The 26497-nt window shown below is 38.8% G+C and carries 22 protein-coding genes; 7 read left to right on the top strand and 15 right to left on the bottom strand.

The genetic code is table 11. The features are described 5' to 3' along the window. Positions 1 to 36: 36 nt before the first annotated feature. The 6 genes from atpF to Q0954_RS01045 all read right to left on the bottom strand — a co-directional run bounded on the left by atpF (position 37) and on the right by Q0954_RS01045 (position 4111). Positions 37 to 531, bottom strand: coding sequence for a F0F1 ATP synthase subunit B (gene atpF, locus Q0954_RS01065; protein ID WP_299452520.1), 495 nt, complete (start codon positions 529 to 531; stop codon positions 37 to 39). 143 nt (positions 532 to 674) lie between these two features. Further along, the gene (gene atpE, locus Q0954_RS01060; protein WP_045113507.1) at positions 675 to 950 is read right to left on the bottom strand and encodes an ATP synthase F0 subunit C; all 276 of its coding nucleotides are present in this window, start codon (positions 948 to 950) and stop codon (positions 675 to 677) included. 134 nt (positions 951 to 1084) lie between these two features. Then, on the bottom strand, positions 1085 to 2161 hold the full coding sequence (atpB, locus tag Q0954_RS01055) for a F0F1 ATP synthase subunit A (protein ID WP_299452517.1): 1077 nt from the start codon (positions 2159 to 2161) through the stop codon (positions 1085 to 1087). A gap of 425 nt (positions 2162 to 2586) precedes the next feature. Beyond that, positions 2587 to 2799, bottom strand: a complete 213-nt coding sequence (locus Q0954_RS35035) for an AtpZ/AtpI family protein (RefSeq protein ID WP_366916702.1) — start codon at positions 2797 to 2799, stop codon at positions 2587 to 2589. Beyond that, positions 2771 to 3217: a polymer-forming cytoskeletal protein gene (locus tag Q0954_RS01050; RefSeq protein ID WP_299452515.1), complete on the bottom strand. Its 447-nt coding sequence runs from the start codon at positions 3215 to 3217 to the stop codon at positions 2771 to 2773. The genes Q0954_RS35035 and Q0954_RS01050 overlap by 29 nt, the downstream gene beginning before the upstream one ends. A gap of 24 nt (positions 3218 to 3241) precedes the next feature. Next, positions 3242 to 4111 (bottom strand): murein hydrolase activator EnvC, encoded by an 870-nt coding sequence (locus Q0954_RS01045; protein WP_299452513.1) that lies wholly within the window; start codon positions 4109 to 4111, stop codon positions 3242 to 3244. A gap of 456 nt (positions 4112 to 4567) precedes the next feature. Between Q0954_RS01045 and Q0954_RS01040 the strand changes: the two genes are divergently transcribed. From Q0954_RS01040 to Q0954_RS01025, 4 genes are all read left to right on the top strand, one after another. Beyond that, positions 4568 to 6700 (top strand): hypothetical protein, encoded by a 2133-nt coding sequence (locus tag Q0954_RS01040; protein ID WP_299452511.1) that lies wholly within the window; start codon positions 4568 to 4570, stop codon positions 6698 to 6700. A gap of 197 nt (positions 6701 to 6897) precedes the next feature. Continuing rightward, a complete protein-coding gene (locus Q0954_RS01035; protein WP_299452509.1) occupies positions 6898 to 9144 on the top strand; it encodes a transglycosylase domain-containing protein in 2247 nt (748 codons plus the stop codon). 110 nt (positions 9145 to 9254) lie between these two features. Beyond that, positions 9255 to 10094, top strand: coding sequence for a UbiA family prenyltransferase (locus Q0954_RS01030; protein WP_299452507.1), 840 nt, complete (start codon positions 9255 to 9257; stop codon positions 10092 to 10094). 635 nt (positions 10095 to 10729) lie between these two features. After that, entirely contained in the window at positions 10730 to 11161 is a 432-nt protein-coding gene (locus tag Q0954_RS01025) for a hypothetical protein (RefSeq protein WP_299452504.1), read from the top strand. A gap of 44 nt (positions 11162 to 11205) precedes the next feature. Here Q0954_RS01025 and Q0954_RS01020 read toward each other — a convergent pair whose 3' ends face one another. Genes Q0954_RS01020 through Q0954_RS01005 form a run of 4 tightly spaced genes read right to left on the bottom strand, consistent with a single transcriptional unit; the run spans position 11206 to position 15106 of the window. Next, on the bottom strand, positions 11206 to 12282 hold the full coding sequence (locus tag Q0954_RS01020; protein ID WP_299452501.1) for a ChuX/HutX family heme-like substrate-binding protein: 1077 nt from the start codon (positions 12280 to 12282) through the stop codon (positions 11206 to 11208). 22 nt (positions 12283 to 12304) lie between these two features. Further along, the gene (locus Q0954_RS01015; protein WP_299452498.1) at positions 12305 to 13141 is read right to left on the bottom strand and encodes a heme ABC transporter ATP-binding protein; all 837 of its coding nucleotides are present in this window, start codon (positions 13139 to 13141) and stop codon (positions 12305 to 12307) included. Beyond that, positions 13141 to 14172, bottom strand: coding sequence for an iron ABC transporter permease (locus Q0954_RS01010; RefSeq protein WP_299452496.1), 1032 nt, complete (start codon positions 14170 to 14172; stop codon positions 13141 to 13143). Before Q0954_RS01010 ends, Q0954_RS01015 begins: the two co-directional genes overlap by 1 nt. Beyond that, complete coding sequence (locus Q0954_RS01005) at positions 14159 to 15106, bottom strand: hemin ABC transporter substrate-binding protein (protein WP_299452494.1); 948 nt, start codon at positions 15104 to 15106, stop codon at positions 14159 to 14161. Before Q0954_RS01005 ends, Q0954_RS01010 begins: the two co-directional genes overlap by 14 nt. A 175-nt stretch (positions 15107 to 15281) precedes the next feature. On the opposite strand from Q0954_RS01005, the gene Q0954_RS01000 reads away from it, so the two are divergent. Together Q0954_RS01000 and Q0954_RS00995 are read left to right on the top strand one after the other, a co-directional pair. Next, a complete protein-coding gene (locus Q0954_RS01000) occupies positions 15282 to 17390 on the top strand; it encodes a TonB-dependent receptor (protein ID WP_299452491.1) in 2109 nt (702 codons plus the stop codon). A 58-nt stretch (positions 17391 to 17448) separates the two neighbouring features. Then, complete coding sequence (locus tag Q0954_RS00995; RefSeq protein ID WP_299452488.1) at positions 17449 to 18072, top strand: HmuY family protein; 624 nt, start codon at positions 17449 to 17451, stop codon at positions 18070 to 18072. A gap of 305 nt (positions 18073 to 18377) precedes the next feature. Here the strand turns inward: Q0954_RS00995 and mnmG are convergent, their stop codons facing one another. From mnmG to Q0954_RS00970, 5 genes are all read right to left on the bottom strand, one after another. After that, the gene (gene mnmG, locus Q0954_RS00990) at positions 18378 to 20240 is read right to left on the bottom strand and encodes a tRNA uridine-5-carboxymethylaminomethyl(34) synthesis enzyme MnmG (RefSeq protein WP_299452715.1); all 1863 of its coding nucleotides are present in this window, start codon (positions 20238 to 20240) and stop codon (positions 18378 to 18380) included. A gap of 237 nt (positions 20241 to 20477) precedes the next feature. Next, complete coding sequence (gene efp / locus Q0954_RS00985) at positions 20478 to 21044, bottom strand: elongation factor P (RefSeq protein ID WP_299452485.1); 567 nt, start codon at positions 21042 to 21044, stop codon at positions 20478 to 20480. Positions 21045 to 21252: 208 nt separating this feature from the next. After that, the gene (hslU, locus tag Q0954_RS00980; RefSeq protein ID WP_299452482.1) at positions 21253 to 22665 is read right to left on the bottom strand and encodes an ATP-dependent protease ATPase subunit HslU; all 1413 of its coding nucleotides are present in this window, start codon (positions 22663 to 22665) and stop codon (positions 21253 to 21255) included. A 252-nt stretch (positions 22666 to 22917) separates the two neighbouring features. Next, entirely contained in the window at positions 22918 to 23787 is an 870-nt protein-coding gene (locus Q0954_RS00975) for a hypothetical protein (protein ID WP_299452479.1), read from the bottom strand. 1287 nt (positions 23788 to 25074) lie between these two features. After that, positions 25075 to 25791, bottom strand: a complete 717-nt coding sequence (locus Q0954_RS00970) for a hypothetical protein (RefSeq protein WP_299452476.1) — start codon at positions 25789 to 25791, stop codon at positions 25075 to 25077. Between the two features lie 404 nt (positions 25792 to 26195). On the opposite strand from Q0954_RS00970, the gene Q0954_RS00965 reads away from it, so the two are divergent. After that, positions 26196 to 26471, top strand: coding sequence for a co-chaperone GroES (locus Q0954_RS00965; protein ID WP_045113505.1), 276 nt, complete (start codon positions 26196 to 26198; stop codon positions 26469 to 26471). Positions 26472 to 26497: the final 26 nt, after the last annotated feature.

Raw genomic sequence — 26497 nt, 5'->3', positions numbered from 1 at the left:
AATTGAATAGAAAATCAAAGAAATAGAATGCGTGAATTAGTTAACCTTTAAGTCGTTAATCAATTCTTGCATCAAGTTTTCTTGTTTATTACTATCTGACAATTCACGTTTTAGTAACGTTTCAGCTACTTGTACCGAAAGTGTACTGATTTGATTTTTGATATCAGCTATGGCAGCTTGTCTTTCTTTATCAATAGCCTGCTTTGCTGCTTCTTCAGCATCACCAATGATCTTAGATGCTTTGGTAGTTGCTTCTTCCAGGTTTTTGTCAGCAATTAGTTTTGCTTCCTTAAGTATCCTGTCTTTTTCTATGCGGGCGGCCTCTTCCATATTGGCTTGAGACTTTTTAAGCTCGTCTACCTCTTTGCGGGCAGTCGCGGCTTCATCCAATGCATTTTGGATAGAATCTTCACGATCTCTCAAAGCCTTCATAATAGGCTTCCAGGCATATCGGCTTAAAATGAAAAGTACTACCAGGAAGGTAATCCCTTGCCAGAATATCAGACCAATGTCGGGCGTAACTAAATTCATTTTTATATAAAAGTTTTAGTAATAGACTTATGTAAATAGCAAAATAGCTTAATTAAATGCACTTTTTATAAAAGCTCAATTGTGTAGAATTAAATAAAACCCACTCGTTGACCTAGCGTCAACAAGTAGGCTTATTTTGTAAATTATCCTTTGAAAGAAATCAACAAACAGATTACAACACCAAAAAGAGCAACACCTTCAATCAAGGCAGCTGCAATAATCATGTTACGTTGAATGTCTCCAGAAGCACTTGGGTTGCGAGCGATACCTTCAACAGCACCACCACCAATACGTCCGATACCAACACCTGCGCCTAACGCTACAAGTCCGGCTCCGATACCAGCACCCATAATTGCCATACCAGATCCCATATCCATCATGAAGATAGATGAAATAATAGATAATAATTGAGCTAACATAATATTGAACTTATGTAATAATGAATAAAAAGAAAATATTAATTAACAGGAGTGCTAACCACTCTTGCATAATTAATGCGTTTAACAGTTTCACCACAAACTGATTTACCAATTTGTTGTGTCACGTAATATTTTTAGTGAGCGTGTGCGTGTGCTTCATCATGGTGATGCTCCTCTACTGCCGTTGAGAAATAAGAAGCAGAAAGCAAGGTAAACACATACGCTTGAATAAATGCTACCAATAACTCCAGAAAGTTCATAAAGGTGGCAAAAGCAGTACTTACTACCCCTACAGCAAGACTTTGGAAAATAAAGATCAAACCAAACAAACTCAACATAATAATGTGACCTGCTGTAATGTTAGCAAACAATCGGATCATTAGAGAGAATGGCTTGGTGAACATTCCTATAATTTCAATAGGAACCAGGATAATGTAAAGTAGTTTGGGTACAGGAGGGGTAAATATGTGTGCCCAGTAGTTTTTGTTAGCACTTAGAGTTGTGATTACAAAAGTAATTACAGAAAGCACCAAAGTTACGGCAATGTTTCCGGTAAGGTTGGCTGCACCAGGCAATAACCCCAACATGTTGTTAAACCAGATAAAGAAAAATACGGTAAGAAGATAAGGAGTAAACCTTTCATACTTAGGTCCAATGTTTTCTTTGGCTATATCATCTCTCACAAAAATGATGATAGGCTCAAAAAATGATTGTATGCCTCTCGGAGCCTTACCTGCTCGTTTTTTATATCCTTTAGAAACACTAAAAAACACGAAAAACAATAAGGCTACACTTACAAACAAAGAAGCTACGTTTTTGGTAATAGAAAAATCCATTACGTGTCCTCCGTTTGCCAGGGCGAAATGTCCATGAGCATATACATATTTGTTGCCTCCGTGCTCAAAGGTTATGGCTCCGTCGTGAGCTTTAGCTCCCTCTTTATGCCCTTCTTTTTTGATGTCCTCATGTTTTCCATCTCCGTGAGGAATGGCAGAAGACATGAAAATATCAAGACCTTTGTCGGTGTATAAGATTACAGGCAATGGGATGGTAAAGCCTTTGAAAAACTCCCAACCATGCGAATCGGCAATGTGGTGAGTGATGAGTTCACTGAAGTCTTTTGCTTCAAACTTGTCATCTCCTCCTCCTTTGGCTTGTGCAAATTGAAAAAGACAAAGAAGTCCAACCAATAATAGCGTTTTTTTAAGCATTTTATTATCTATGATAGTCTCGTTTTTCGTATATATTTAATCCGATCATTCAGATTTTGCGCGCAAATTACCCAACAGGAAATAAATTTCAAAAACAAAGTACAAGAAATAAAAAACAAAGAAGGTTATTACAAACGAGTAAATGCCTTCCATTCTGAGAATAATACAAACAAATACAAATATAACACTTAAAAATAACCTTATACCCATTGATAAAAAGTAGTATACATGGAATGCTTTTTCATCTTTTTTTAGCCCGTAGCTTGTTACAAGCGAGGTTATCAAGGCTATAGCAATAAAAAATCCCCATAAGCCCCACTTGGTAAAATGAAATAAATTAATTTGTTTAATAAATGTATCAGCAATAATAAAAATTGCAATAATTAATGAAGGGATGCCAATCTGTCGTAAATGTTGCTGCATCTTTAACGAGATGTAAGGGTTCGAATTAAAAGAAAAATAGCGACAATTACAGAAGTAAGTGATAAGATGAGTGTCATGATGGGGTTTTCTAACCCCCAGTATTCATCTAACCACCTACCTCCTAAAACTGCCGCCAAAATTAAGGCAAACATTTCAAAAGCAAGTGCTGAATAACGAACGTAATCGTTAGACGACTTGTTTTTGTTTTTGGTCATGAGAAGTTTTCTTAGTACTATCGTTTATTTTTATTTCTTTTACCATGTTGCCCATCTTACAGCTTCCGTTAAATACAGCCCCTGCTTCCACAATCAATTTGTTACAAACAATATCACCATTAATCACTGCTGTAGATTTAAGGGTCAATAAGTCTGCGATCTCAACCAAGCCTTTTACTTCACCTGAGATTTCAGCATTTTGGGCTAAAATACTTCCCTGCAACCCTGATGTTTCTCCAAGTACAACTCTTGATTTACTTTTAATATTACCGACAATCTTACCGTCTAAGCGTACTGGTCCGTAAGTCTCGATATTACCATCTAAAACAGCTCCTTTACCAATGCGGGTTTCTGCATTGCTAAGTTCTGTGATATCTTTTTTGGTTTCTTTGCTAGTGTTATTTCCAAATACAGCCATGAACATGTTATTTTGGGATTTAATTTAAAATGAAACAAATGCTTCGGGGTTAACTGGCGTACCTTTGTACCATAATTCAAAATGCAAATACGGCTTATTTTTTGAATTTTTACCTAAAAGAGCTACTGCTTCTCCTGCTTTCAAAAAACTTCCTACTCTTTTGTTCTGAAACAAAGTAGCACAATGCGTATACACCGAAATGAGATTAGATTGGTGTTGTATTGCTACAACATACCCTTTATCACTTGTCCAAGAAGTCATAATAATTGTGCCATCTGCAATAGAAGACACAGTACTGCCGTGCGTAGACACAATGTCCACCCCGTAATTTTGTTGACGAGGATTATATTTTTTAGAGATTACTCCTTTTAAGGGAGCAAACAAATAGAGTGATTTCAGGCTTTTGATTCCTTGCCCACCCATGAGTGGGTTTCCTGAACCTCCCTCAAATTCTTCACGCAATAACTTATCGTTAGGATCTATATAATCTGGATTGATTGAGTCAGAAACTTTGCGAATGACAGGTATTTTTGATTTGGCACTGTCTTCATTATTAAAATACTTTACCTTCCCTCCTACCACATTTCTAAAGTTTTTGATAAAAAATTCCCGTCCTTGTACCTGGCTTGATATTGAATCGATTTTTTGATTCAAAGTTTTTACACTTCGCACAAACTCAGCTCCATTATCAGTAGTTAAGGTACTTTCACTGAAAAATTTTTGAGAGATGAAAAAGCCCAAAGTAAAGACCAATCCGGAAAATAGCGTAGCAATAAATATAACAATGGAGTAGGTATAAGGGATTTGTTTTTTCTCCTCTAAACTTTCTTCGTTTCTTATAATTAACTTATATCGGGTAGTAAGCCAATTAGACAATGTTTTTTTTACTTTCAATGTGGTATATTTTTGTTACACATCTGGACAAACCCACAAAATCGGTGCAAATTAACGTATTTTTATTGATATTGATCGTTAATTTGCCTAAAAATATGCTGAAATATGGGTTTTTTATGTAATTTTGATACTGTTTTTGGTATTTATAGTACATTCTACTGCAAATACAGGCAATTTATCTGCCAAAAAACACTTAGTTAAACACTTGAAAATCAATGTTTCATATACAAAACCTGTATTAATTAAAATCAACCAAACACAATAGTGTTTTATTTAGGTATTGTAACTTGCCAATATACTATTTTAATTTGGCTTTTTAATCTCCATTTTTTGAAAGCAAAAGCAGTATAGTGGCGTAGGTTTTTACCATATAGTATAAAACTCTTTTTTGTGAGACAGGTTTATTTTAATGTCCTTTCATTTAAAATTAGCCACAAAAAAATAAACTGGAAAATTTTGAAGTATTTTAAAGTCATACCTCTGCTTGCAATCGCAATAGTGGCCATTTTACAAGCCTGTAAGCCTTACCATAATATTACAGCTCATTATAATGCTTATTTTCTTGCCAATGAGCGAATGCAAGAGATAGAAAGAAAACTGTTTCTGAAACGTATCGAAGATTACAATAAGATATTGGATGTGCAGCCTTTTATAGATACCAATACTATGAAGGCACACGATCAGGATATTAAGTATAGTTTAGAGAAAGCTTCTATTATATATCACAAACACGATGAAAGCAACTGGATGGATGATGCCTACCATGTGATTGCTAAAGCCAGGTTTTACGCACGTAACTTTGACCAGGCAATCGTAGGGTTTAAGTTTGTGAATACCCAAAGTGAAGACGATGACCTCCGACATAAATCACTTATATTTCTTATTAGAACTTTTCTACGCACTGATCAGGACAGAAATGCATTGACGGTAATTAATTATTTGAAAAAACAGGCAATGAGTAAACAAAACCTGCGTGATTTTTTGATTATGCGGGCGCACTATTACCGAACAAAACTTAACTATAAAAGAACTGGAAGGTATTTGGTAAAAGCAGTAGATATGATGCGTCGCGGGGAACGTAAAGGACGCATTCATTTTATCATAGGGCAAATATACCAAAGGTTTGAGCAGTACGATAAGGCGTATACTCACTACCGTTCTGTGCTTAGAAACAACCCTCCTTATGAGTTGGCTTTTTATGCCCGACTCAAAATGACCCAGGTATCTAACATAAAAACGGATAAAGACATACGTAAAGCCCGACGTTATTTCAGAAGGCTACTACGTGATGTAAAGAACAAAGAGTACCATGATAAAATTTATTATGAATTGGCGCTTTTTGAGCTACGGCAAGACAGCACCAATCGGGCAGTTACTATGCTCAAAAAGTCTATTGATGCCAGTGCAGGTAATAAGGTACAAAAAGCCTACTCTTACCTTAAACTAGGTGAAGTGCACTATGCCCCACTAGAAAAATATGAACTTGCCAAAAAGTATTATGATAGCTCGATGGTATCACTGCCCAAAAATGTAGAAAACTATAAGATGATTAAGCGAAGGGCGCGTATCTTGGGCGACTTTGTAAAATACCTGAATAGTGTAAGACTGGAAGATAGTCTGCAAAGAATGGCTAAAATGGATACCTTGCAATTGTCGGCTTACCTGGATAAAAACCTGAAAGCTAAAATTGAAAAAGAATACGACGAGGAACAGCGTCTTATACAAGCTGCCAAAGACAAAGCCAAACGAAGCAATAATACCAGCACTTTGAAAGAACTGCAAAGTAATGTATGGTACTTTTATAATCCTCAATTAGTGGCACGAGGCAGGGTAAAGTTTCAACAGAAATGGGGCACAAGGGTACTTGAAGATAACTGGCGCCGGAGCAACAAAGATCCTGAGCCACCTGATTCTTTGTTTATAGGGGGAGACAAAAAGCCTGACAAAGGAAAAATTGTAGCAGACAGAGTAAAAAAGGCTAAAGAAGAACTCTATAAAATTATACCTTTTACTCCAGAAGCTATCAAGGCCTCTAACAAAAAACTGGAGGATGGTTTTTATGAGTTAGGTAAAATTTATAACCTCCATTTGAATGAAAACAAAAAGGCTATTGGGTCATTTGAAGAGTTGCTCCAAAGGTTTTCTAAGACAAAGTATGAGGCAGAGGTACTTTATTTTTTGTATCTCATTAACAAAAACTTACCAAATGCTTCCAGGGCGGAATATTATAAGCAGCAAGTGCTGAAAAAATACCCTAACTCGGTATACAAAAATATGATTATCAACCCTAATTGGTTAAAAGAGGCCAAGAAACACGAAAAAGAAGTAAAAGAGGCTTATAAAAAAGCTTATGAGGCTTATAAAAATCTCCAGTATGAAAAGTCACAGCAAATCATGGATGCTACACTTAAAAAGTATCCACAAAACCTTATTCAGGATAAGTTTTCGTTTCTGAAGGTGCTCATTATTAGTCGCACACAAAATAAAGAAGTAAGGGAAAAAGCCTTGTTAAAGTTTATTAAAGACTATCCGGGTAGCAACCTTAAAAAGTTTGCCAACAACTTGCTTAAAAAGTCTAAAGCAATGTAGCCACTTCCTGTTTCAAAGTAACCTAAGCGGTAAGTTTCAAGTTTGTAATTTTAATACTTGACTTATCGCTTTTTGCCTGAAGCTTGTAGGCTAAAAAAGGTTACTTTTGATTTTTTTTTGTATAAACTTCACTATGATTAATTAACTATATCAAAAATCACTAATTTTGAAACACTAAATTAAAAACAGTCTCAACAATGGGTAAAAAAGACAGACCATTTTACAGAAAAGGATATTGGCGGCTGATTATGCTTATTTGGATCGGTTTTTTGGCAACTATTACCGGAGCCGTTCTTTATTTTACCGCACTAGAGAACGACTTTATGGGATTTTTTGGTCCTATACCAAGTCTGGAAAGCTTAGAAAATCCCAAAACAGAACTTGCCTCTGAAATTTATTCTGCAGATGGCAAACTGATGGGTAAATATTACCGGGAAAACCGAAGCCCGGTAGAATATGAAGAAATTTCTCCCTACATGATCAATGCCCTCATAGCTACTGAAGATATTCGTTATGAGAGTCATTCTGGCATTGACCTCAAAGGTTTGACCCGTGCCATTGTAAGGCTGGGTAAAGATGGGGGGGCAAGTACCATTACCCAACAACTTGCAAAAAACCTTTACCGTACCCGTGGAGCAGCCAGTAAAGGTAAACTTCACGACTACCCATTGGTGGGCACTATTGTATCAAAAACCAAAGAGTGGGTCACTGCCATTAAAATTGAGCGGAATTATACAAAAAAAGAAATTATTACGATGTACCTCAACACCGTAGAGTTTGGTAGTAATGCTTTTGGTATTCAAACTGCTGCCCGTACCTTTTTTGACAAACACCCTAGCCAATTAAATGTGCCTGAATCGGCAGTGTTGGTAGGCTTGTTAAAAGCTCCTACCCGTTATAGTCCCGTATCTAACCCTGAGCGATCGAAAGCCCGCCGAAACACGGTGCTTGAGCAAATGGAGAAATATAAATTTATTACTTCGTCACAAGCAAGTTATTTCAAATCTCAGTCTATTAAGCTTAAATTTGGAGTAGATGACCATGTAGGTGGAATTGCTCCTTATTTTAGAGAAGAAGCCAAAAAGTTTCTGAAAAAATGGGCCAAAGAGTCAGGGCGTGACTTGTATACAGATGGCTTACGCATTTATACTACCATAGATTCTCGTATGCAAGCCTACGCCGAGAAGGTGGTAGAAAAACAAATGAAAGCACAACAAAAAATCTTCTACAAACACTGGGAAAACAGGAATCCGTGGGTAGATGCTTACAATGTGGAGTTACCCAATTTTATTGAAGATTTGGCAAAAACTACTACTCAATACCGTATTTTTAGAAAAAAATATGGAAAAGATACTGCCAGCATCAAGAAAGCAATGAATACTCCTGTAAAAACAAGGGTCTTTTCGTGGGCTGGTGAAAAAGACACCTTATTGAGTCCTATGGATTCTTTACGCTATTACAAACACTTTTTGCATACTGGTTTCATGTCTATGGAACCACAAAGTGGTCACGTAAAAACCTGGGTAGGAGGTATTAATTACAAATATTTCCAGTATGATCACGTAAAACAAGGACGCAGACAACCTGGGTCTACATTTAAACCCATTGTGTATGCCTCTGCCATTGACCTGGGGTATACTCCATGTCACCAATTTGTTGATCAGCCAGTAGTGTTTAATGCCGGAGGAGGCCCTTGGGTAGCACGTAATGCTACTTTATCGTATACGGGTGTGCCCATGACTTTGCGCCGGGCACTAGGGCAATCAATCAACTCAGTTACAGCTGGGCTTACCAAAGCCATTGGGGTAAGAACGATAGTAGAACACGCCAGAGAGTTGGGTATATCGTCTCCATTACGCTCTGTACCTTCGTTGTGTTTAGGATCAAGTGAGGTATCGCTATTTGAGATGTTGGGAGCTTACAGTACTTTTGCCAACAAAGGGAAACATACGGTACCTATATTTATATCGCGCATAGAAGACCGTAACGGAAATGTTGTAAAAGAGTTTATACCCAAGGTAACCAAGGTGTTGGACGAAGAGACTGCTTATATTATGTTGCACATGCTTAAGGCTGCTTTGGAGCCTGGTGGTACATCTACCCGACTATGGAGTTATGGTGTAGCTACTAAAAATGAAATTGGGGGGAAAACAGGAACTACTCAAAATAACTCGGATGCCTGGTTTATTGGTGTAACCAAAGATCTTGTATCGGGTGCTTGGGTTGGTGGCGATAACCGTAGTATTCGTTTTAGGAGCATTGTATATGGACAAGGTGCAGTGCTTGCTTTGCCAATGTGGGGTGAGTATATGAAAAAAGTATACGCCAACAAGGATTTGCCTTACACCCGTGGTTCGTTTGAACGCCCCGATAAAGTAGACATAGAGTTGAATTGTGCCAAGATGCGACAAAAACGAGCGCAGATGTTACTGAATGATGAATAAATAATATACACTATAAATTAATCTCGCCTGCAAGAGTCAAATTCTTGCAGGTTTTTTTGTTTTTATAGCCAACCTGTCGTACTAATGATATACGCGGATACAAGTGAACAATGAAGGCAGTAAAAGACACATTCTATCAATACTTAAAAATACCTAATCGGGGGCTTGAATGGCTCATTTACCACAACTTATACATAGCATTGGGGGCTATAGCGCTTACCTTTACTACCTACCTTTTGCTTGACACATCTTCAACTCAAATCAACTGGGCACTACTTTTATTTATTTTTTGTGCTACCATATTCACTTACAACATAGACCGCGTTCCTTTCTATTTTAATCACTGGTTTACTATCACGCTCCAGTTGGCGGCCACCATCGGAATAATTACCTGTAGCTTTTGGCTTTCCTGGCAGTTGCTTTTATTCATAGTACACTTGGGGTTTATTGCAGTTTTTTATTCTATCCCTAAAGGTTTAGGGTGGTTGTCGTGGCTTTCGTTGCGGCGTATACCTTTACTCAAAATATTTTTGATTGCTTATGGCTGGGCAGCAGTTACGGTGATTCTTCCTGTCATTACATTACACACAGACTGGCAAGCTCCTCAGGTGTTATATCTATTTACCGAAAGGTTTTTATTCATTTTTATTATTACGCTGCCTTTTGATATAGGTGATGTAAAAAATGATCAAAACCATCGTATTCTTACTATTCCCGTATGGTTGGGTATCAAGCGGACTCGTCAAATAGGTTACTTGCTCATTATGGTTTATATGGCTACAGCAATAGGACATTTTCAACAAGTTATATTTGTAATAATGGCAGGTGTGCTGATGTTCAGTTGTGGGGTGTTTTTGAGGCAAGTAAACGCACAAACTCCCCGAATTTACTACAAAAAATATGTAGATGGTGCTATGTTTTTATATTTTGCATTATTTAGTTTTGTATAAGTCCATAGCCCCGACAGGGGCAAGTCCTTAGATGCCGATGCATATCGGTGCTTCAAGCGACAAGTCGCAAGTCCTTAGATACCGATGAATATCGGTGCTACACCCTGTTCCACAAGTAACCACGCTTTTGTATTATACTGATTTTCAGCTATTTACAAAAAGCGTAGTTAGAAGTATTTAGTCGATAGTCCATAGCTGATTCGAGTAAACATTTGCCTTGTTAAGTACTGTAAACCAGTGCTTTATATTGATATTGCTTACTCACTTTATTTTTAAAAGTGTTTCGGTTTTACGCCTAAACACCCAATTAAATAGTTTTTAAATTCATCAATAACTGATAACCAGCAACCGACTTTGACGAAAATCACTGCGGAGTATTGATAAGTAGTAAGCAATTATACTTTGAACGGCAGAATTAACCAAAAAACTGGTTTTTCTAATGGTTGCGCAAAGCGACATAAAATAGAGGTTATATTCTCGGTTTTTTATTCCGTTTACAGCATAGCTATAAGCTACAAGTAAATATAACTCTCTCATAATATGATAGTTATACTTGCATATTAGGTATATTTAATTTTGTCTTGGTACATACTTAAACCCAATTAGTCTTACCCAAAACCAAAACACCTTGAATTATGAAAGAAGATTTTATCAAAAAATTAAACATCATCTGGTTTGCACTCATCTTTGGCCAAATCATTTTTTTATGTGTCATTCTGCTCGTATTTCAAGATGTTGGGGTTGATGAAGGTTCACAAGGTTTGTTTGAATATGTAGCGGTGGGGGCTTTGTTGCCTATGGTAATGATGAGCCAGGTTTTATATAAAAAGCAAATACAAAGAGCACAAGCATCTGAGGTTCCGGAAGAAGAAAAACTCATGATGTATCAGACAGCTACCATTGTTAAAGCAGGGCTCATGGAAGGGGGCAATATTTTTTGTTTAATCGTCTACCTGATTACTGGTGTACAATGGCTACTTATACCTATTGTAGCTGTGTTGGGCTTATTTTTTATGCAACGTCCCTCTGTACAAAAGTATGATCTTGAAGTAGGGAGCAGATTTTAAAGAATAAATACCGGATGACAAGTGGTCATCCGGTATTACCATCTTTATACATTGACACTTTCCTGTAAGGTAGTCTCTTTCTCTACTTCGGCTATAATCTCTTGCCAGGCAGCGAGTTCAGGAATTCCTGGCTTTCGTTTGCCAAACAACTGTACAATTTGGTTCCCTTGAGCATCAAAACATTCCAAAGCAGTGACTACCCCATCTTTAGTAGGCTTGCGTACTACCCACACATCTTTTAAGTGAGGTTCTTTCACGTGTAAGTTAAAATCAGGATCCATTATGTTGAACCAGTCTTGGTGATCCAAGAGTTTTTTTACCGGACCAGTATGAATTTGAATCATTCCTTTGTTACCCACAAATACCATGATAGGCGTATTACGCTCAGCGGCAAGGGTGACTACTTTACGAAAAGCTTGTGGGTTTACTTTTATGGCATAATTTCCGGCAGGAGCTAATCTCAATGCTTGAGTTCTGGTCAATTTATGTTTTCTTATCAACCCAAAAAAATCGTGGGTATCTTCTAAATTAACCCATCCTTCTTGAAAAGCAGCTACATCAATATTTTCGTCTGGATGCTCTTCTACAGTTTCGTCCCAGGCATGTACAGTCTGTAGGTCAGCTTGATCCTCATGGCGGTATTTGCTTACCAATGCCTGGTATTTATCCAGGTTACTCTTGGCAGTAAGGTATATTTTGTGGATGGCTTCACCATCTTTGGCAAAAAACTGAAGACTATGTCGGTCTTTACCCCTGACTGTATCGGTTACGGCAAAAGCTGAATCCCACGACTTGAAAAAGATACGTAAATCTATGTCTTCGCCTACAAACAAACCTACGTGAGGGTTATCTAACGATGCATTCAAATATACCCCTTTACGTTCGTGTACTACATCATTGTTGCGGGTCAAGGCCATCACTTTGCCCAAAGATTCAACTTCTTGTAATATTTCTTTAAAAGCAGGTAACAATCGGGTAACCTCATCGCTTCCACAACGAGTGGCCAACAGTTCGGCTTCGCTTACTTTCAAAGAGTCAGCGGCATTGCGAATGCGTAAATGAGGTTGAGCTTGTTTTAATTCTTCCCAACGGGCTTTGAGATTTTTTGGAGTGCTTTCCATATTTTTTGGTAATTTTTAATTCTTATATAATGGTCTGGGGTTGATGGATAGATGACTGGCAGGATACTTTATCGAAATCGCCAAAGTACACTACCGGACAATGGTGATATGGGTGGGTAGCCACCTTCACCGAAAACTGATAACATTTGTTTAAACATTGTTCAGTCAATACTTCTTTTGGTGTTCCATAAGCCTCTAATTGTCCTTGATTCAATAGTAAAATTTTATCGGCATACAATGCCGCCAGGTTCAAGTCATGAATCACCAGTAATACTACATTTCCATTGCGGGCAAAACCTTTAGTCAGCTGTAAACAACGGTGTTGATAACGAATATCTAAGTTATTCAAAGGCTCATCCAGCAACAATAGTTTGGAGATGGTGGTACCTGTCTGTTGATGCAATTGTGCTAAAGCCCTTGCCAATTGAACCCTTTGCTTTTCACCTCCCGACAGTGACGCATAATTACGTTTTGCCAGCGGTTGTATGCCGGTTTGCTCACTCACTTTTTGAACCACTTCCCAATCGTATTTACCAGGTCGATGTTTAAAATGAGGATAACGCCCCATGAGCACAACTTCCTCTACGGGGAAATCTTGGCTCATGTGAATATTTTGGGTCAATATTGCCCGTTCATAAGCCATTTGCTTAATGGTAGCTTTGGCAAAAGGGGTTCCTTTCCAGGCAATTTTCCCTTGGGTAGGCAAGTACTCCTGACTGATCAACTTCATCAATGTAGATTTACCCGCCCCGTTAGCACCTACCACGGCAATTAGTTCACCTTTGATTGTATCAAAAGAAATATTTTTAAGAATATCTTGCGACTTGATGCGATAGTCTACCTGGCGTAGTTGTAACATTAATTTAGTGCATTTTTTTGTCGATACAAAATTATTAAAAATACAGGTGCCCCCAATAAAGCAGTGATTACCCCAATGGGTATTTCAGCAGGAGCCACTACAGTACGGGCAAGCGTATCTGCCCAACAAAGCAATAAGGCACCCGCAAGCACTGATGCAGGCAATAAAAACCGATAGTTGCCTCCTCCGATCAAACGAAGAACATGAGGTACTACCAAGCCAACAAAACCAATCATCCCACAAAATGCTACGGCAGTACCTATTGCCAATGCCGTAAGTATTACTACTTGAACCTTAAGACGCTCAATGGGCATTCCTATGTATTTGGCTTCTTGTTCGCCCAGTGTCAAAGCGTTGAAAACTTTTGCCAAACGAAACAAAAATACTGTAGCAAGCCCAGTAGCAAGTGCTAACAACCCCACGGTTGTCCAGTTGGCACCACCCAAGCTGCCCAAGGTCCAAAAGGTAATACTGCGTAATTGGGCATCATCGGCTACAAAAATAAGTACCCCAGTGCAAGCACTTGCCAAAGCATTGAGCGCGATACCCGCCAACAACATCATAGTAACATTGGTGCGGTGTTTTTGACGTGCCAAAGCAAAAACCAGGAAAGTAGACCCCACTGCTCCCAAAAAAGTAACCAAAGAGAGTAGGGTGCCTGCCCACCAACCAGACGCCAACAATGAACTGGCTAACACAATGACCAATGCTGCTGAAAAAGCGGCTCCGGCAGAAATGCCAATAATGGAAGGGTCTGCCAGCGGGTTGCGAAACAAACCCTGCAATGCAGCACCACACAACGCCAACGATGCCCCTACCAATAAACTTGTGATTACTCTGGGCAAACGAATGACCCATAAAACGGCCGTTTTTTGTGCATCAGGTACTTCCTCTACCCACCCAGCCTTGGCAAGCAGTATTTGCCACCACTCGCTAAAGCCAATATGAATAGCCCCCATACCCGATGTTGCCACCAATGATAGTAAGACAATGACTGATAATACAATGAGTATGTAGCTATTGCGTTGCAAGAGTGGCTTTCAGTTTTTGATTCAAAGTATACACTGCTTGCCCCAAACGCGGGCTAAATCCAGTAAGCAACTGACCATCCATTGCGACATAAGCTTTGTTACGTCCAGCGTTGGTATTGGCTACCCCTGGTACTTTCAACAACCCTTTGCCCTCATCCAGGCTTTTTAGCCCACTTTCAAACATCAAAATCACCTCAGGGTTGGCTTTTACTAATGCCTCAGCGGTCAATGGCTTGAAGTTGTCAAAATCATTGATGGCATTTTGTCCACCTGCCATCTCAATTATTTTTTGTACGGGGGTATTTTTACCAGCTACCATCAAAGTGCCTGCACCTCTGGCATAAATAAATAACACTTTAGGGGTATTCGGCAATTTTTCCAACTTTGCAAGTGACTGGTCTATTTGTTTTATGAGCGTCTCTATAGCTACACCATTGGTTGGAGGTAGTTTTTGAGCGATGTCTTTAATCAACTGCTTGGCTCCCTGAACAGAATAGTCTAACTTAAAAAGCTCTAGATCGACCTTAGTGGCTTTTAATTGCTGGATTAGCTCAGGTTTAAGCTCTTCGGTTTTACCCAAAATCAACGAGGGCTTCAAAGATATAATGCCTTCTGCCTGCATATTACGGGTGTGCCCTATTTTAGGCAACTTGTTGATTGCCCTTGGGTAGGTGCTTGTTACATCTACCCCTACTATGTTTTGCTCATAGCCCAGTGCACATAGTACTTCGGTAATGGTTCCGTTCAATGATACAATTCTGAGCGGCGACTCAGTTGTTTTCTTTACCTTATCCGTACTCTGTTGTTGGCTTTCCTCAGAGGCTTTACTCTGACAACCACTTATCATCAAGCTATATAGCAGTAAGCTTGCCCAAGCCACAATTAAACCCCATTGAGTAATTACGCTTTTTTGATGTATTGCAGATTGTTCCATGTCTATTCAGTTTTGTCTATTTGATTATAAACTCCTGTTGTTGTGTTATTTTGATAAGACAAACTTATAGCTTATTTAGACTAAATAAAAATAAATCTTTTAAATTATTTGGAATCATTCTAAATAGTCGGTTTGTTTGCAACGTCTTTCTGACAAACACAAACTCAGAATTACTATGAAAAATGCTGCCACCTTATTTATAATCACTTGTATAACAGTGAGCTACGGCTATAGTCAAGCTAGATTGACAGACAGTATAGCTGCAGTCAAACTGGAAGAAGTAGTAGTAACTGCTACTCGTACCGAAAAACAATTGGGTACGCTTACTACCCCTGTCACCCTGATTACTCAGAAACAAATCAAGGCTTTAGGGGCAGTAAGACTTACTGAAGTATTGCAAGAACAAACTGGGCTTGCTATTAACAATGACCACGGTCAAGGAATACAAATGCAAGGGTTTGATGCTGACTATACCTTGATTATGATAGATGGGGAACCATTGATTGGACGGACAGCGGGTACTTTGGCTCTTTCGAGGATTGCAGTAAATAATATCAAACAAATAGAGATTGTCAAAGGACCTAGTTCAAGTTTGTATGGTTCGGAAGCTTTGGCTGGGGTGATTAATATTATTACTCACCAACCCAAAGATGATTTGAACGGAGGAGTCAATGTACAATACGGAGCAAACCAAACCTTTAATGTCAATGGTAAAGTAGGCTTTCGCCACAAAAAATTGGCGGTTTCTTTATTTGCTGATAGCTACCAAAGTGCAGGCTATGACCTTACACCTACTATGGAGGGGGCTACTGTGGAACCTTTTCGCAATCATACCTTTCAGGCAAAGTTGCAATACAAACTCAACCCAAAGTTTAAGTTCTCTTTGTCGGGTAGATATTTTGGCGAAAGCCAACAGCAAAAAGCCAATATAGGTAGCAACTCACCTGTGATAGTAAGTGGGGATGGGACACAAACAGATATGAATATACATGCAGTGGCAGAACATAAGCTTACACCGAATGTACAGTTCAAATATAAGCTTTACCACACCCAATACTCTACTCGCTCACTGCTACGCTACGAGCAAGACCAAAGTGTGTATGATGAAAGCTTTTTTAAACAGAAATTTAGCCGCCCTGAAGTGGTCGCCAATTATTATATCAACAAACAGCATTTTTTAACGCTGGGCATAGGCAGCACCTTGGAGTCGGTAGAGGCTACCCGCTACACCACCCAACAACGCTTTAGTACATTGTATGCCTTTGGGCAACACGAGTGGACACCAATAAAAAAGCTGTCAGTGATTACAGGGCTTAGGTTTGATCAGCATTCGGTTTATGGCAACCAAGTCAGTCCCAAACTTTCGGCAAGGTTTCAAGCCCTGCCCTGGTTGGCAGTGCGGGGTTCGGCAGGGGTAGGATTTAAAGCACCTGACTTTAGACAATTGTACTTAAATTTTAGCAACGCAGTAGCGGGTTATAGTGTATTTGGTACCCAGGCATTGGCTACAGGAATAGAACAACTCAATAGTGCTGGACAGATATCGGCAGTATTTGCTGATATATCTCAGTTTCAAGATTTAAAACCTGAAAGTTCTATAGCCTACAATATTGGGATTGAAACCCGGTGGAAAAGCGGGCTAAACACAAGTATCAATTTTTTTAGGAATGATGTACAAAATCTGATTGAAACCCAAATTGTTGCCCGCAAAACCAATAGCCAATCGGTATTTAGCTACGCCAATTTACGCGAGGTATTTACTCAAGGGGTAGAATTTAATGGTAGTTATCGGTTGTTCAAAAATGTAAAGTTAATGGCGGGTTATCAATATTTAATTGCCAAAGATAAATCCGTGGTTGACCAATTAAACAATGGGGAAGTGTTTAAACGTGATCCTCAAACATTGGTCACTACCAGGGTGCGCCCCGCTGAGTATGGAGGCTTATTTAACCGCTCGCGTCATATGTGGAATGTACGCCTGTTTTATGAGCACCTACGCAAAGGTTTCAACGCCAGCTTACGAGGTATTTACCGGGGACGCTATGGGTTGGCTGATATGAACAACAATCAAATATTAGACACTGACAATGAGTATGTTGCGGGGTATTGGCTTTGGAATGCCTCCTTGAGTCAACGATTGTATAAGGAACTAAGGGCACAAATAGGTGTTGACAACCTCTTTGGGTTTAAAAACGCCACTGAAATACCCGGCATTGCAGGTAGACTGTGGTACATACGGGTGAGCTATCAATGGCAAAAAAGTGCCCCAGGCAAAACTTTATAAATGGTACACAAGTGCCTTGGATTAGAATCAATTTTTAATAACAAATAGTGTAGAAACAATGACTAGATTTAGCCTTATTTTTCTGATGGTGGCAGGTGTTCTGCTCACTTGTACCGCTTGTAAGAAAGAAGCCTCTGAAACTGTAATTCCTCCTTTAGAAACCAAAACACATAAAAACCTGGCAGCCCCTGGCGATGTGGTTGACCGCGCTACAGGCAAGGTAATTCAGGAAAATCCTTATGTATATTTTAGCCTTGAAAAAGGCACTACTGTAAGCAAAAGCGAAAACTGGGACATTGGTTTTAAAGGCACCAGCATCATTTTTAATAGTGGAATTAGCGGGAGTGGACAAGCGGGTGCAGTAATCAAAACTGGTGTGTTTGAAGAACTCACTACAGCTCCAGAAAGCGAGGAATTTCGTCAAGACAGTAACGAGGGCTTGGCAGTACCTGCCGGAAGCAACAATGGATGGTACAATTACGCTGGACCTCCTTCGCACTTGATTACCCCCATTGCTGGTAAGGTAATTATGGTAAAAACCTTTGATGGCAAGTATGCTAAGGTAGAGATACTAAGCTATTATAAAGATGCTCCGGCTACGCCTGATGCTTTTAAAGATCAATCGGCCACTTATACTTTCAGGTATATGTACCAGGCTGATGGAAGTAAAAACCTAAAGTAATTCTACAATACATAAATATCATACTTACACTTGGCCGCTGGTATCAGCGGCAATGAAAACAAACATTTACTTAACCTTTTATTGAGTTTTTGAATCCAATAGCAATTATTCTCTGGCCAGCTAGGAACACAAAAGCCAACTATATCAATAATAGATTATTTAAACAGTTGTCTTGATTTTCAACTCAACTGTTTTCCTTATAAACAGGCAAAAGGGATATTATTACTGTATCGTAATGCCTTACATTGGTTTACAAAAAAGCGGAGGTGATACTTCCGCTTTTTGTTTATGTATATCTTTTTGAATTAACGCCCCAGGTACACCATTAAAATAGAAATGTCTGATGGTGATACACCACTAATGCGTGAAGCTTGCCCTATAGTATCAGGGCGAATAGTTTTGAGTTTTTCACGTCCTTCAGACGAAATGGCTTTGAGGTTGTCATAGTCAAAGCTTACCGGAATCCGAAAACCTTCCAGTTCATAAAGCTTTTGCGCCATTTTTTCTTCTTTGTCAATATAAGAAGCATATTTAGTCAAAATCTCTACTTGCTCTACTACTTCGTGATCAAACTGGTTTAAAAATTCTGCTACGCTTCCTTCCAAACTTCTCAGCTTTTCAAAACTTACTTCAGGTCGTTTTACCAGGTTGATCAAGGCCGATTTTTCTTTGATAGAGGCAGTACCCAAGGTTTGTAAATGATCGTTAATCTCGTTGGGTTTGTATTTGATCTTTGCCAACTCTTCAGACATTTGCTTGATTTGCCCTCTTTTTTCCCGCACGCGTTGCATGCGCTTTTCTGAAGCAAGCCCTAATTTGTAAGACTTCTCGGTCAATCGCAAATCAGCATTGTCTTGACGCAATAAAATACGGTATTCAGCCCTTGAAGTAAACATACGGTAGGGTTCATCTGTGCCCTTATTGATCAAGTCATCTATCAATACCCCAATGTATGCCTCAGAACGACTCAAAATAAATGGATTTTCTTCTTTTACCTTCAAGTGAGCGTTGATTCCTGCCATCATTCCCTGACAAGCCGCTTCTTCGTAGCCAGTGGTTCCATTGATTTGCCCAGCAAAAAATAAGTTTTCAACCAGCTTGGTTTCAAGCGTCATTTTCAATTGGGTAGGCGGAAAATAATCATACTCAATGGCATATCCAGGGCGAAACATTTTGGCATTTTCGAAACCTACAATACTGTGCAAGGCTTCATACTGTACCTCTTCGGGCAACGAAGTAGAAAAACCATTGACATATACTTCTACTGTATTCCAGCCTTCGGGTTCCACAAATATTTGATGGCGTTCGCGCTCGGCAAAACGATTGATTTTATCTTCGATAGAGGGGCAATAACGAGGACCTATGCCTTTGATACGCCCTGCAAACATAGGAGATTTGTCAAAACCTTTCTCCAGTATGGCGTGCACTTTTTTATTGGTATAAGTAATATGACAACTCCGTTGTTCTTTGAGCTTAGGAGTATCAGTATAAGAAAACTTGCCAGGATCTACGTCTCCGGCTTGTTCTTCCATTACGTCATAGTTGATCGAACGGGCATCAATGCGTGGGGGAGTTCCAGTTTTCATTCGCCCTGCCTCGAAACCCAACTGCACCAACTGCTCGGTAATACCTTTAGAAGCTCGTTCCCCAGCTCTGCCTCCTCCAAACTGTTTTTCTCCTATATGGATCAAGCCATTCATAAAAGTGCCACTGGTGAGAATCACTGAGTTACTTAAAATCTCAAGCCCCATAGAAGTCACTACTCCACTTACCCGGTTGTCTTTCACGACCATACCCACCACCATGTCTTGCCAAAAATCTACATTGAGGTTTTGCTCCAAGGTAATTCTCCATTCTTCGGCAAAGCGCATTCTATCGCTTTGGCAACGTGGGCTCCACATAGCGGCTCCTTTGGATCGGTTCAACATTCGGAACTGAATCATTGTTTTATCAGTGACAATGCCGCTCATACCGCCCAATGCATCTATCTCTCTCACAATCTGTCCTTTAGCTACGCCACCCATGGCCGGATTACAAGACATTTGAGCGATCTTGTTCATATCCATGGTAATCAACAAAACTTTAGAACCCAGATTGGCAGCAGCAGAAGCTGCTTCGCACCCTGCGTGCCCCCCTCCTACTACTATAACATCATACTTTGGAAACATGGCATTCAATAATTTCAACCTAAACGCTTTGCATCTTCGTTTAGGTCAGTTATGATCTAAAAATTTTACAAATATAACAAAAATCAATGGATAAGGTTCAAAAGTAGATTTCGGGCATTGAGGCGAAGCTTTGCTTACTATAATGACCATAAGGCGATGACACAAAACCACCTAAAAACAACAACCCTATGCAACAGATAGTTACACAGGGTTATTCAGGACTTGATAATTGTTTGTTTATTTTTTTACCCGTTCTACATACTCTCCAGTGCGAGTATCTATCTTTACTATCTCGCCAGTGTCTACAAACAAAGGTATTCTTATTTCGGCACCTGTTTCTAAAGTGGCAGGTTTTAGAGTGTTGGTAGCCGTATCGCCCTTGAGCCCTGGCTCGGTATAGGTTATTTCTAGCTCAACAAAGGTAGGAGCCTCAGCAAAAATAGGATTTTCGTTAGAGTCAAATCCTACACTGATCATCATCTCCTCTTTTACAAACTTAAGGGTATCGCCTACCAATGAACTATCAATCATCGTTTGCTCAAAAGTAGTAGGGTCCATACACACCAAAGCATCACCTTCCTTATAAATATACTGTAGCTCTTTAGTTTCTACCCGTTCTATATCTACAGTTTCACCTGAGCGATAACGGTGTTCGATGATTTTGCTAGTGCGGATATTACGGAGCTTTACATGGTACATTGCGCGGGTTTTGTTAGGAGTTACGTGTTCGTATTCCATCACCACGCCCAACTCACCGTTTAGTCGGATAAATGCACCTCTTGAAATATCTGAAGTAGTCGCCATAAATTCTATGTTTTGATTCTTATGAGTGGCAAAATTAAGATTTTTCTTTTTAGCAACAAGCGATCAGCTACAGGCAACAAGCTTCAAACTCAGGCATTTTACGCTTTCACCCTTCATAGGCATAAAAAAACCTTGAGTATTATCATTGAAAATAACACTCAAGGCTTACTCTACCAAAGCTATAAGCTTGTAACTAACAACTTATGGCTTAAAGTATAAACTGACTTAAATCTTTATCTTGTATCAGACTAGAAAGTTTTTCTTGTACCATATCTTTGGTAACCAAAATCTTGGCATTGGGTCCAATCACATCAGGTACATCAAACAAGAAGTCGTTCAGCAGATGACTCATAACAGTATGTAGACGACGTGCACCTATATTTTCTACCTCAAGGTTGATCTGGTAAGCCATTTCGGCAAGTTGCTCTAGCGCATCATCCTCAAAAGCAAGTGATACTCCTTCGGCATGTAACATTGCTTCGTACTGCTTAGTCAAAGCGTTTTTAGGCTCTTTCAAAATTTGGTAGAAATCTTCTTTGGTCAAACTGCTGAGCTCTACCCTGATTGGGAAACGCCCTTGCAATTCAGGGATCAAATCAGAGGGTTTAGACACATGAAATGCTCCAGCTGCAACGAATAAAATATGGTCAGACTTAAGTACTCCGTATTTGGTATTGATAGAACTACCTTCTACTATAGGGAGCAGATCACGTTGTACACCTTCACGACTTACATCAGGTCCACTGCCTCCGCTTGAACCACGGGCAATTTTATCGATCTCATCTATAAAGATCATCCCGGTATTTTCGGCTTTCTTTAAGGCTTCTTCTTTTACCTCATCCATGTCGATGAGTTTGTTTACCTCTTCTTCCAACAATATCTTGCGGGCTTCGGCAATTGTTACCTTTCGTTTTTTACTTTTCTTAGGCAACATTCCATTAATCATCTCTTGGATATTCATCATTGCCATTTCATCCATACCAGGACCTACCATGCCTACATTGCCCATGCCATTTTGCGAAATGTTGATTTCAATTTTTCGTTCATCCATTTCGCCATTTCGAATTTTCTCGCGGAAACGGTCACGGGTTTTTTCGTTCAACTCCTGATCAACCTTACTCATCGACGAGGTTTCGTCAGGGGTAACATCCATTGTAAAACCAGTAAACGAATTTTGAGCGGAGGCATCACGCACTGGAGGAATAAGGGCATCTAATATAATTTCTTCTACAATTTCGGTGGCACGTTCTTGTACTGTTTCTCGCTTAGACGCCTTCACCATATTAATGGCTTGTTCTACAAGGTCGCGTACCATGCTTTCTACATCACGACCAACATATCCAACTTCGGTAAATTTAGAGGCTTCTACTTTGGTAAAGGGGGCATCAGCTATTTTAGCTAAACGGCGGGCTATTTCGGTTTTACCTACCCCAGTAGCACCAATCATCAAAATATTGTTGGGTACTATTTCTTGCCGCATATCATCAGTACTATTCATTCGTCTCCAACGGTTACGCAAAGCAATAGCTACTTGTTTTTTTGCGTCATTTTGTCCTATGATATATTTGTCAAGCTCGGCTACGATTTCTCTTGGAGTAAGATGTTTTTGATTATCTGCCATATTGTTTTGTTGAAATTGTCTTCGTTTTATCTGGTAGTTTGCAAGATTTGTGAATATAACTCAAAATAAGATTTGTTATTGGCTGATCAATCCAATATTTAGATTGTGTTAAAATATAAATTACAATGACCGGATTTGTTGAGTTCACAAAATCAAAAATTACTACACGCAACTACCTTGAAAAGTTTGCCAAACTAATAAAGTATGACAAAATGTCTTTACGATAGTAAGGCAAAAGCTCAACTATATACTTTAAAACCTATGTTTACCTTGAGGGAATAATCGTTTGTAGTAATTTTTCCAATGTAGCGCTTCTTCGGGTGTATCAGCCTCCTTGTACAACTCGCGACAAGCTTCCCATACATTGAAATCAATCATGTCTTCACTTTCTCCTGCATCACGTGCTTTTACATAATACTCGATGGCTTGCTCATAGTTTGTCAAAAAAAACCAATTCGCACCAATCAAGTTCAAGCTACTGGCTTTTTCTTCTGGATATTGCTCTATAATTTTCACCAAAAGTGTATTACTATCCTCGTATTGCCCCTGGTTAGATAAACGCGCTGCTAAGTTAATCATTTGTTGGTAGTTGGAACCAGTATCCATAATTTGCAAAAATGCATCTTGAAGCTGTTGTGCCTCTACAGAGTTTAACCCAGACGGGCTATTGGATATTTTACCATATAAGTGTACATTAATTTTACCATGTTCGAGAAAAAAGCCCAACTTGATGTGAGGATCTTGATTTACCCCTATAGGCACTCCCTGTTCTTTGAGTAGTCTTAACCCTTGATAAAAAGCATCTACCAAATGTCGCGTATTATATATGGCTTGTTCAAACACCTCCGTACTATTTTGATGGGTAGTCTCTAGTACTTCTTGCATTTGTTGTATAATTCTATGCACAAAATCTTGTACTTCGATTTCGGGCAATTCAATCAAACGAGTGATAATCTCCAGAGAATTGCTCAAGCTTTCTGAGGGAGCCTGAAACTCTCCTGCTTGACTCCACAAATTTTCGTCGGTATACGCCATGGCCAATGCCACTATTGAGTCATAGTATGCTTGTTTGGCAAATGCAATCATTGCAAGGTTTACCTGGCTGGTAAATTCATTGTTCATAAGTAAAATAGCGTTAGACTTGTTCGTACCTTAAATAGAGCTACTCTTAACAAATCAAATAATCTTTAATTACTAACTGTAGTTACACAGACTTACTTATTTTGATGGTTATATGACTTTATTGCTAAGTAACCTGTTCGCCCCGTGAACGGGATTTCGAGCATAACCCTCAACAATAACCCCGATAAGAAATCGGGACTTTGAAGGATGTCCGGTTTAGAACATATTAGTTTCGCTGAGCTTGAACTTCGTTCTGCGGTTCGCTTTACTGCCTTTCGTTACCCCGGCAGTTCCGCCGGGACTGTAAGTTTTTATTGCCCGTAGCGCTGCCAAAGGCTAAATGCTTCAGCCAGTTACGCGTATTTGTCCTAAAAATCAAAAGCTTATTTTGAGCACGTTACTAAATGATTGGGCTACCATCAAACAATATAAATAAGCAAACTTGGAAATTACTGCGTAACATTAGTTAATAAAATTTATGAGCAACTTATTTGATTGATTTGTAGATACTTTAAACTTACTAAAATTTCTCTTCAACAAAGGTGATTTTTCAAGTCTTTTCAATACATGTATTATAAAATCGCTCTTTTGCGGAAAAACAGGAGTAAAACAACACAAAACCTGTATTTTTCAAGCACTTTATAACGCTAAGCCTTGATAGAATCAATGAACTATTCGAGCATTGTGAATGTCACCTATGAAAGTGGTTTTCAACACTGTATAGCCTGTTTCCTTAACAAAGCCTTTGCCAAGCAGCGGAGTTGAGTAAAGCTCTTATTAGCTTGAGGTTGGTTTGCAAGCATACTGGTTCGCAAAAATTGAGGAAATGCCTGATGAAAGATTTAGAGGGGAGATGAAAAAAATAATTGGAATATGTAGAAAAGCTTACTATCAAAAATTATCTGATTAACTTTTCAATTGTAGATTTATAATCAAGCCCAACGTATAAACTTGAGCTAATATAAAGCTAGACAAGTTAAGTACCAAGGCAGCATTAAACATGCCTAATGAGTAGGCTTAACCTTATAATGAGCAACCTGCTCTTACTTGTAGCATCGGTATCTAAGGGCTTATAGCTAATTACTTGCTGCTACTTAGGGCTAAAAAAACTTGCCTACACAATCAGACAAGGTTACATACATTGTTTGGTTGTCTATTACACAAACGATGTATGAATGTGTGAAACAACATTAGCCAATCTGCTTTATTGCTTTAGCAAAAGAGACAGAAACATGGTTATCTGAACACCCCTGTTTCTGCCTCTTCTATTCATCAATATTTAAATCATTAATGTACCGTTGCCAGGTATTTCATGAGCATTCGCTTAGATACGGGCAACAATGTAGCGTTTACCGGACAAACCACTTGCGAGTTGATGAGGTAAGTAGCCGGGTTAGGCAGTTTTTTGTATTTGCGTATCAATTCTAACTTTAAGCTCTCAAAGGTGCGTCCAATGCCTCGGGTAATGCTCTCAACAAAAGAAGTATGAATACCCCGGTATTTTTCGTTGGCATTTTCAAATATAGAGACCTGATATTCATATACCTGTGTATCTTTTTTTCCTTGTTGTTGTAAAAAGAAATATCCTTCTTGAAAATGTAATGGTGTAATGCCCACTGGCAAAATTTCAATGTTTTCCTCTATATATTCAAAAATATCTTTGCCTTCGCTCAACATTGTCTTAAACTGAGGAGCGGCATACTCTATAATCGCCTCCAACTCATCTATAATATCATCGCTTTCTACAATTTTTTTATAATGCAAACTCAATGTTTCAAAGTCAGCTTTCGACACTGTCTCAGGGAAACTTTGAAAGAGTACTTCTTTGTTTTCTTTAATTGCCAGTAAGTTTTTATAATGAAATACCATGTCTGACAAATACGGGTATAAAGCCACCCTGTCGAACTGTTGTCTGATGTCTTTTAGATAGGCTAACAAAATGTACTTTTTGTACTCAAAGTCGATCAAATGAGAAGTTAGCCAGTCTTTATCTAATGCTTTCATATATCTTATTTATTGTTGGTAAATTTTGTCAGTACTTGAACTCCGACGGTTGTTTTATAAAAAACAACATTTACAATTTATTATTATAAACAACAACAATAAACACAATTTTTAAATGTAATAAACAAACATTTTAACGAATTATATTCTGCACAACACCCAATTTACAGAGACTACAGGAATGTCATAGTTTGGCTGTATCATGTAAGAAAACAGTAAAAATGGCAGACTATTACCCACTCAAACTGTCAAAAAAACGATTGGCATAGGAAATGATAAAACAGTAGGTAAACTAATCTTAGTGATAGGGTAAGTGTGCATATCTCATTACCTTGCCTCTGTCAATCATTAGTTTTTAATACACCTTTGTTTCAATATTTTTAGTAAACTCAAATTATAATAAAATGGCTTTGAATATTAAACCGTTAGCTGACCGAGTGCTTGTAGAGCCTGCAGAAGCTGAAGAAAAAACTGCTTCTGGTATCATCATTCCTGATACTGCTAAAGAAAAACCTCAAAGAGGTAAAATTGTAGCAGTTGGTAACGGTAAAAAGGACGAACCTTTGACTGTACAAGCAGGTGACCAAGTATTGTATGGTAAATATGCTGGTACAGAAATTACCGTGGAAGGCAAAGAGTATTTGATCATGCGTGAAGCTGACATCTTTGCTATTGTTTAGGTTTTCTTGACAAACCAGATTTAGGC

Source organism: uncultured Microscilla sp. (genome assembly GCF_947493425.1).
Taxonomy (GTDB): domain Bacteria; phylum Bacteroidota; class Bacteroidia; order Cytophagales; family Microscillaceae; genus Microscilla.
The sequence above is the reverse complement of the archived record's forward strand: the minus strand, read 5'-3'. Positions and strand labels throughout refer to the sequence as shown.

What these genes read in the sequence shown, in the direction of transcription:
- atpE (WP_045113507.1), bottom strand. Translation starts at nt 950, where the DNA reads ATGTTAGCTCAATTATTATCTATTATTTCATCTATCTTCATGATGGAT.
- Q0954_RS00975 (WP_299452479.1), bottom strand. Translation starts at nt 23,787, where the DNA reads ATGAACAATGAATTTACCAGCCAGGTAAACCTTGCAATGATTGCATTT.
- Q0954_RS35035 (WP_366916702.1), bottom strand. Translation starts at nt 2,799, where the DNA reads ATGACCAAAAACAAAAACAAGTCGTCTAACGATTACGTTCGTTATTCA.
- atpB (WP_299452517.1), bottom strand. Translation starts at nt 2,161, where the DNA reads ATGCTTAAAAAAACGCTATTATTGGTTGGACTTCTTTGTCTTTTTCAA.
- Q0954_RS01025 (WP_299452504.1), top strand. Translation starts at nt 10,730, where the DNA reads ATGAAAGAAGATTTTATCAAAAAATTAAACATCATCTGGTTTGCACTC.
- Q0954_RS01050 (WP_299452515.1), bottom strand. Translation starts at nt 3,217, where the DNA reads ATGGCTGTATTTGGAAATAACACTAGCAAAGAAACCAAAAAAGATATC.
- Q0954_RS00965 (WP_045113505.1), top strand. Translation starts at nt 26,196, where the DNA reads ATGGCTTTGAATATTAAACCGTTAGCTGACCGAGTGCTTGTAGAGCCT.
- Q0954_RS01000 (WP_299452491.1), top strand. Translation starts at nt 15,282, where the DNA reads ATGAAAAATGCTGCCACCTTATTTATAATCACTTGTATAACAGTGAGC.
- efp (WP_299452485.1), bottom strand. Translation starts at nt 21,044, where the DNA reads ATGGCGACTACTTCAGATATTTCAAGAGGTGCATTTATCCGACTAAAC.
- Q0954_RS01020 (WP_299452501.1), bottom strand. Translation starts at nt 12,282, where the DNA reads ATGGAAAGCACTCCAAAAAATCTCAAAGCCCGTTGGGAAGAATTAAAA.
- Q0954_RS01015 (WP_299452498.1), bottom strand. Translation starts at nt 13,141, where the DNA reads ATGTTACAACTACGCCAGGTAGACTATCGCATCAAGTCGCAAGATATT.
- Q0954_RS01035 (WP_299452509.1), top strand. Translation starts at nt 6,898, where the DNA reads ATGGGTAAAAAAGACAGACCATTTTACAGAAAAGGATATTGGCGGCTG.
- Q0954_RS00995 (WP_299452488.1), top strand. Translation starts at nt 17,449, where the DNA reads ATGACTAGATTTAGCCTTATTTTTCTGATGGTGGCAGGTGTTCTGCTC.
- Q0954_RS01030 (WP_299452507.1), top strand. Translation starts at nt 9,255, where the DNA reads ATGAAGGCAGTAAAAGACACATTCTATCAATACTTAAAAATACCTAAT.
- Q0954_RS00970 (WP_299452476.1), bottom strand. Translation starts at nt 25,791, where the DNA reads ATGAAAGCATTAGATAAAGACTGGCTAACTTCTCATTTGATCGACTTT.
- atpF (WP_299452520.1), bottom strand. Translation starts at nt 531, where the DNA reads ATGAATTTAGTTACGCCCGACATTGGTCTGATATTCTGGCAAGGGATT.
- hslU (WP_299452482.1), bottom strand. Translation starts at nt 22,665, where the DNA reads ATGGCAGATAATCAAAAACATCTTACTCCAAGAGAAATCGTAGCCGAG.
- mnmG (WP_299452715.1), bottom strand. Translation starts at nt 20,240, where the DNA reads ATGTTTCCAAAGTATGATGTTATAGTAGTAGGAGGGGGGCACGCAGGG.
- Q0954_RS01005 (WP_299452494.1), bottom strand. Translation starts at nt 15,106, where the DNA reads ATGGAACAATCTGCAATACATCAAAAAAGCGTAATTACTCAATGGGGT.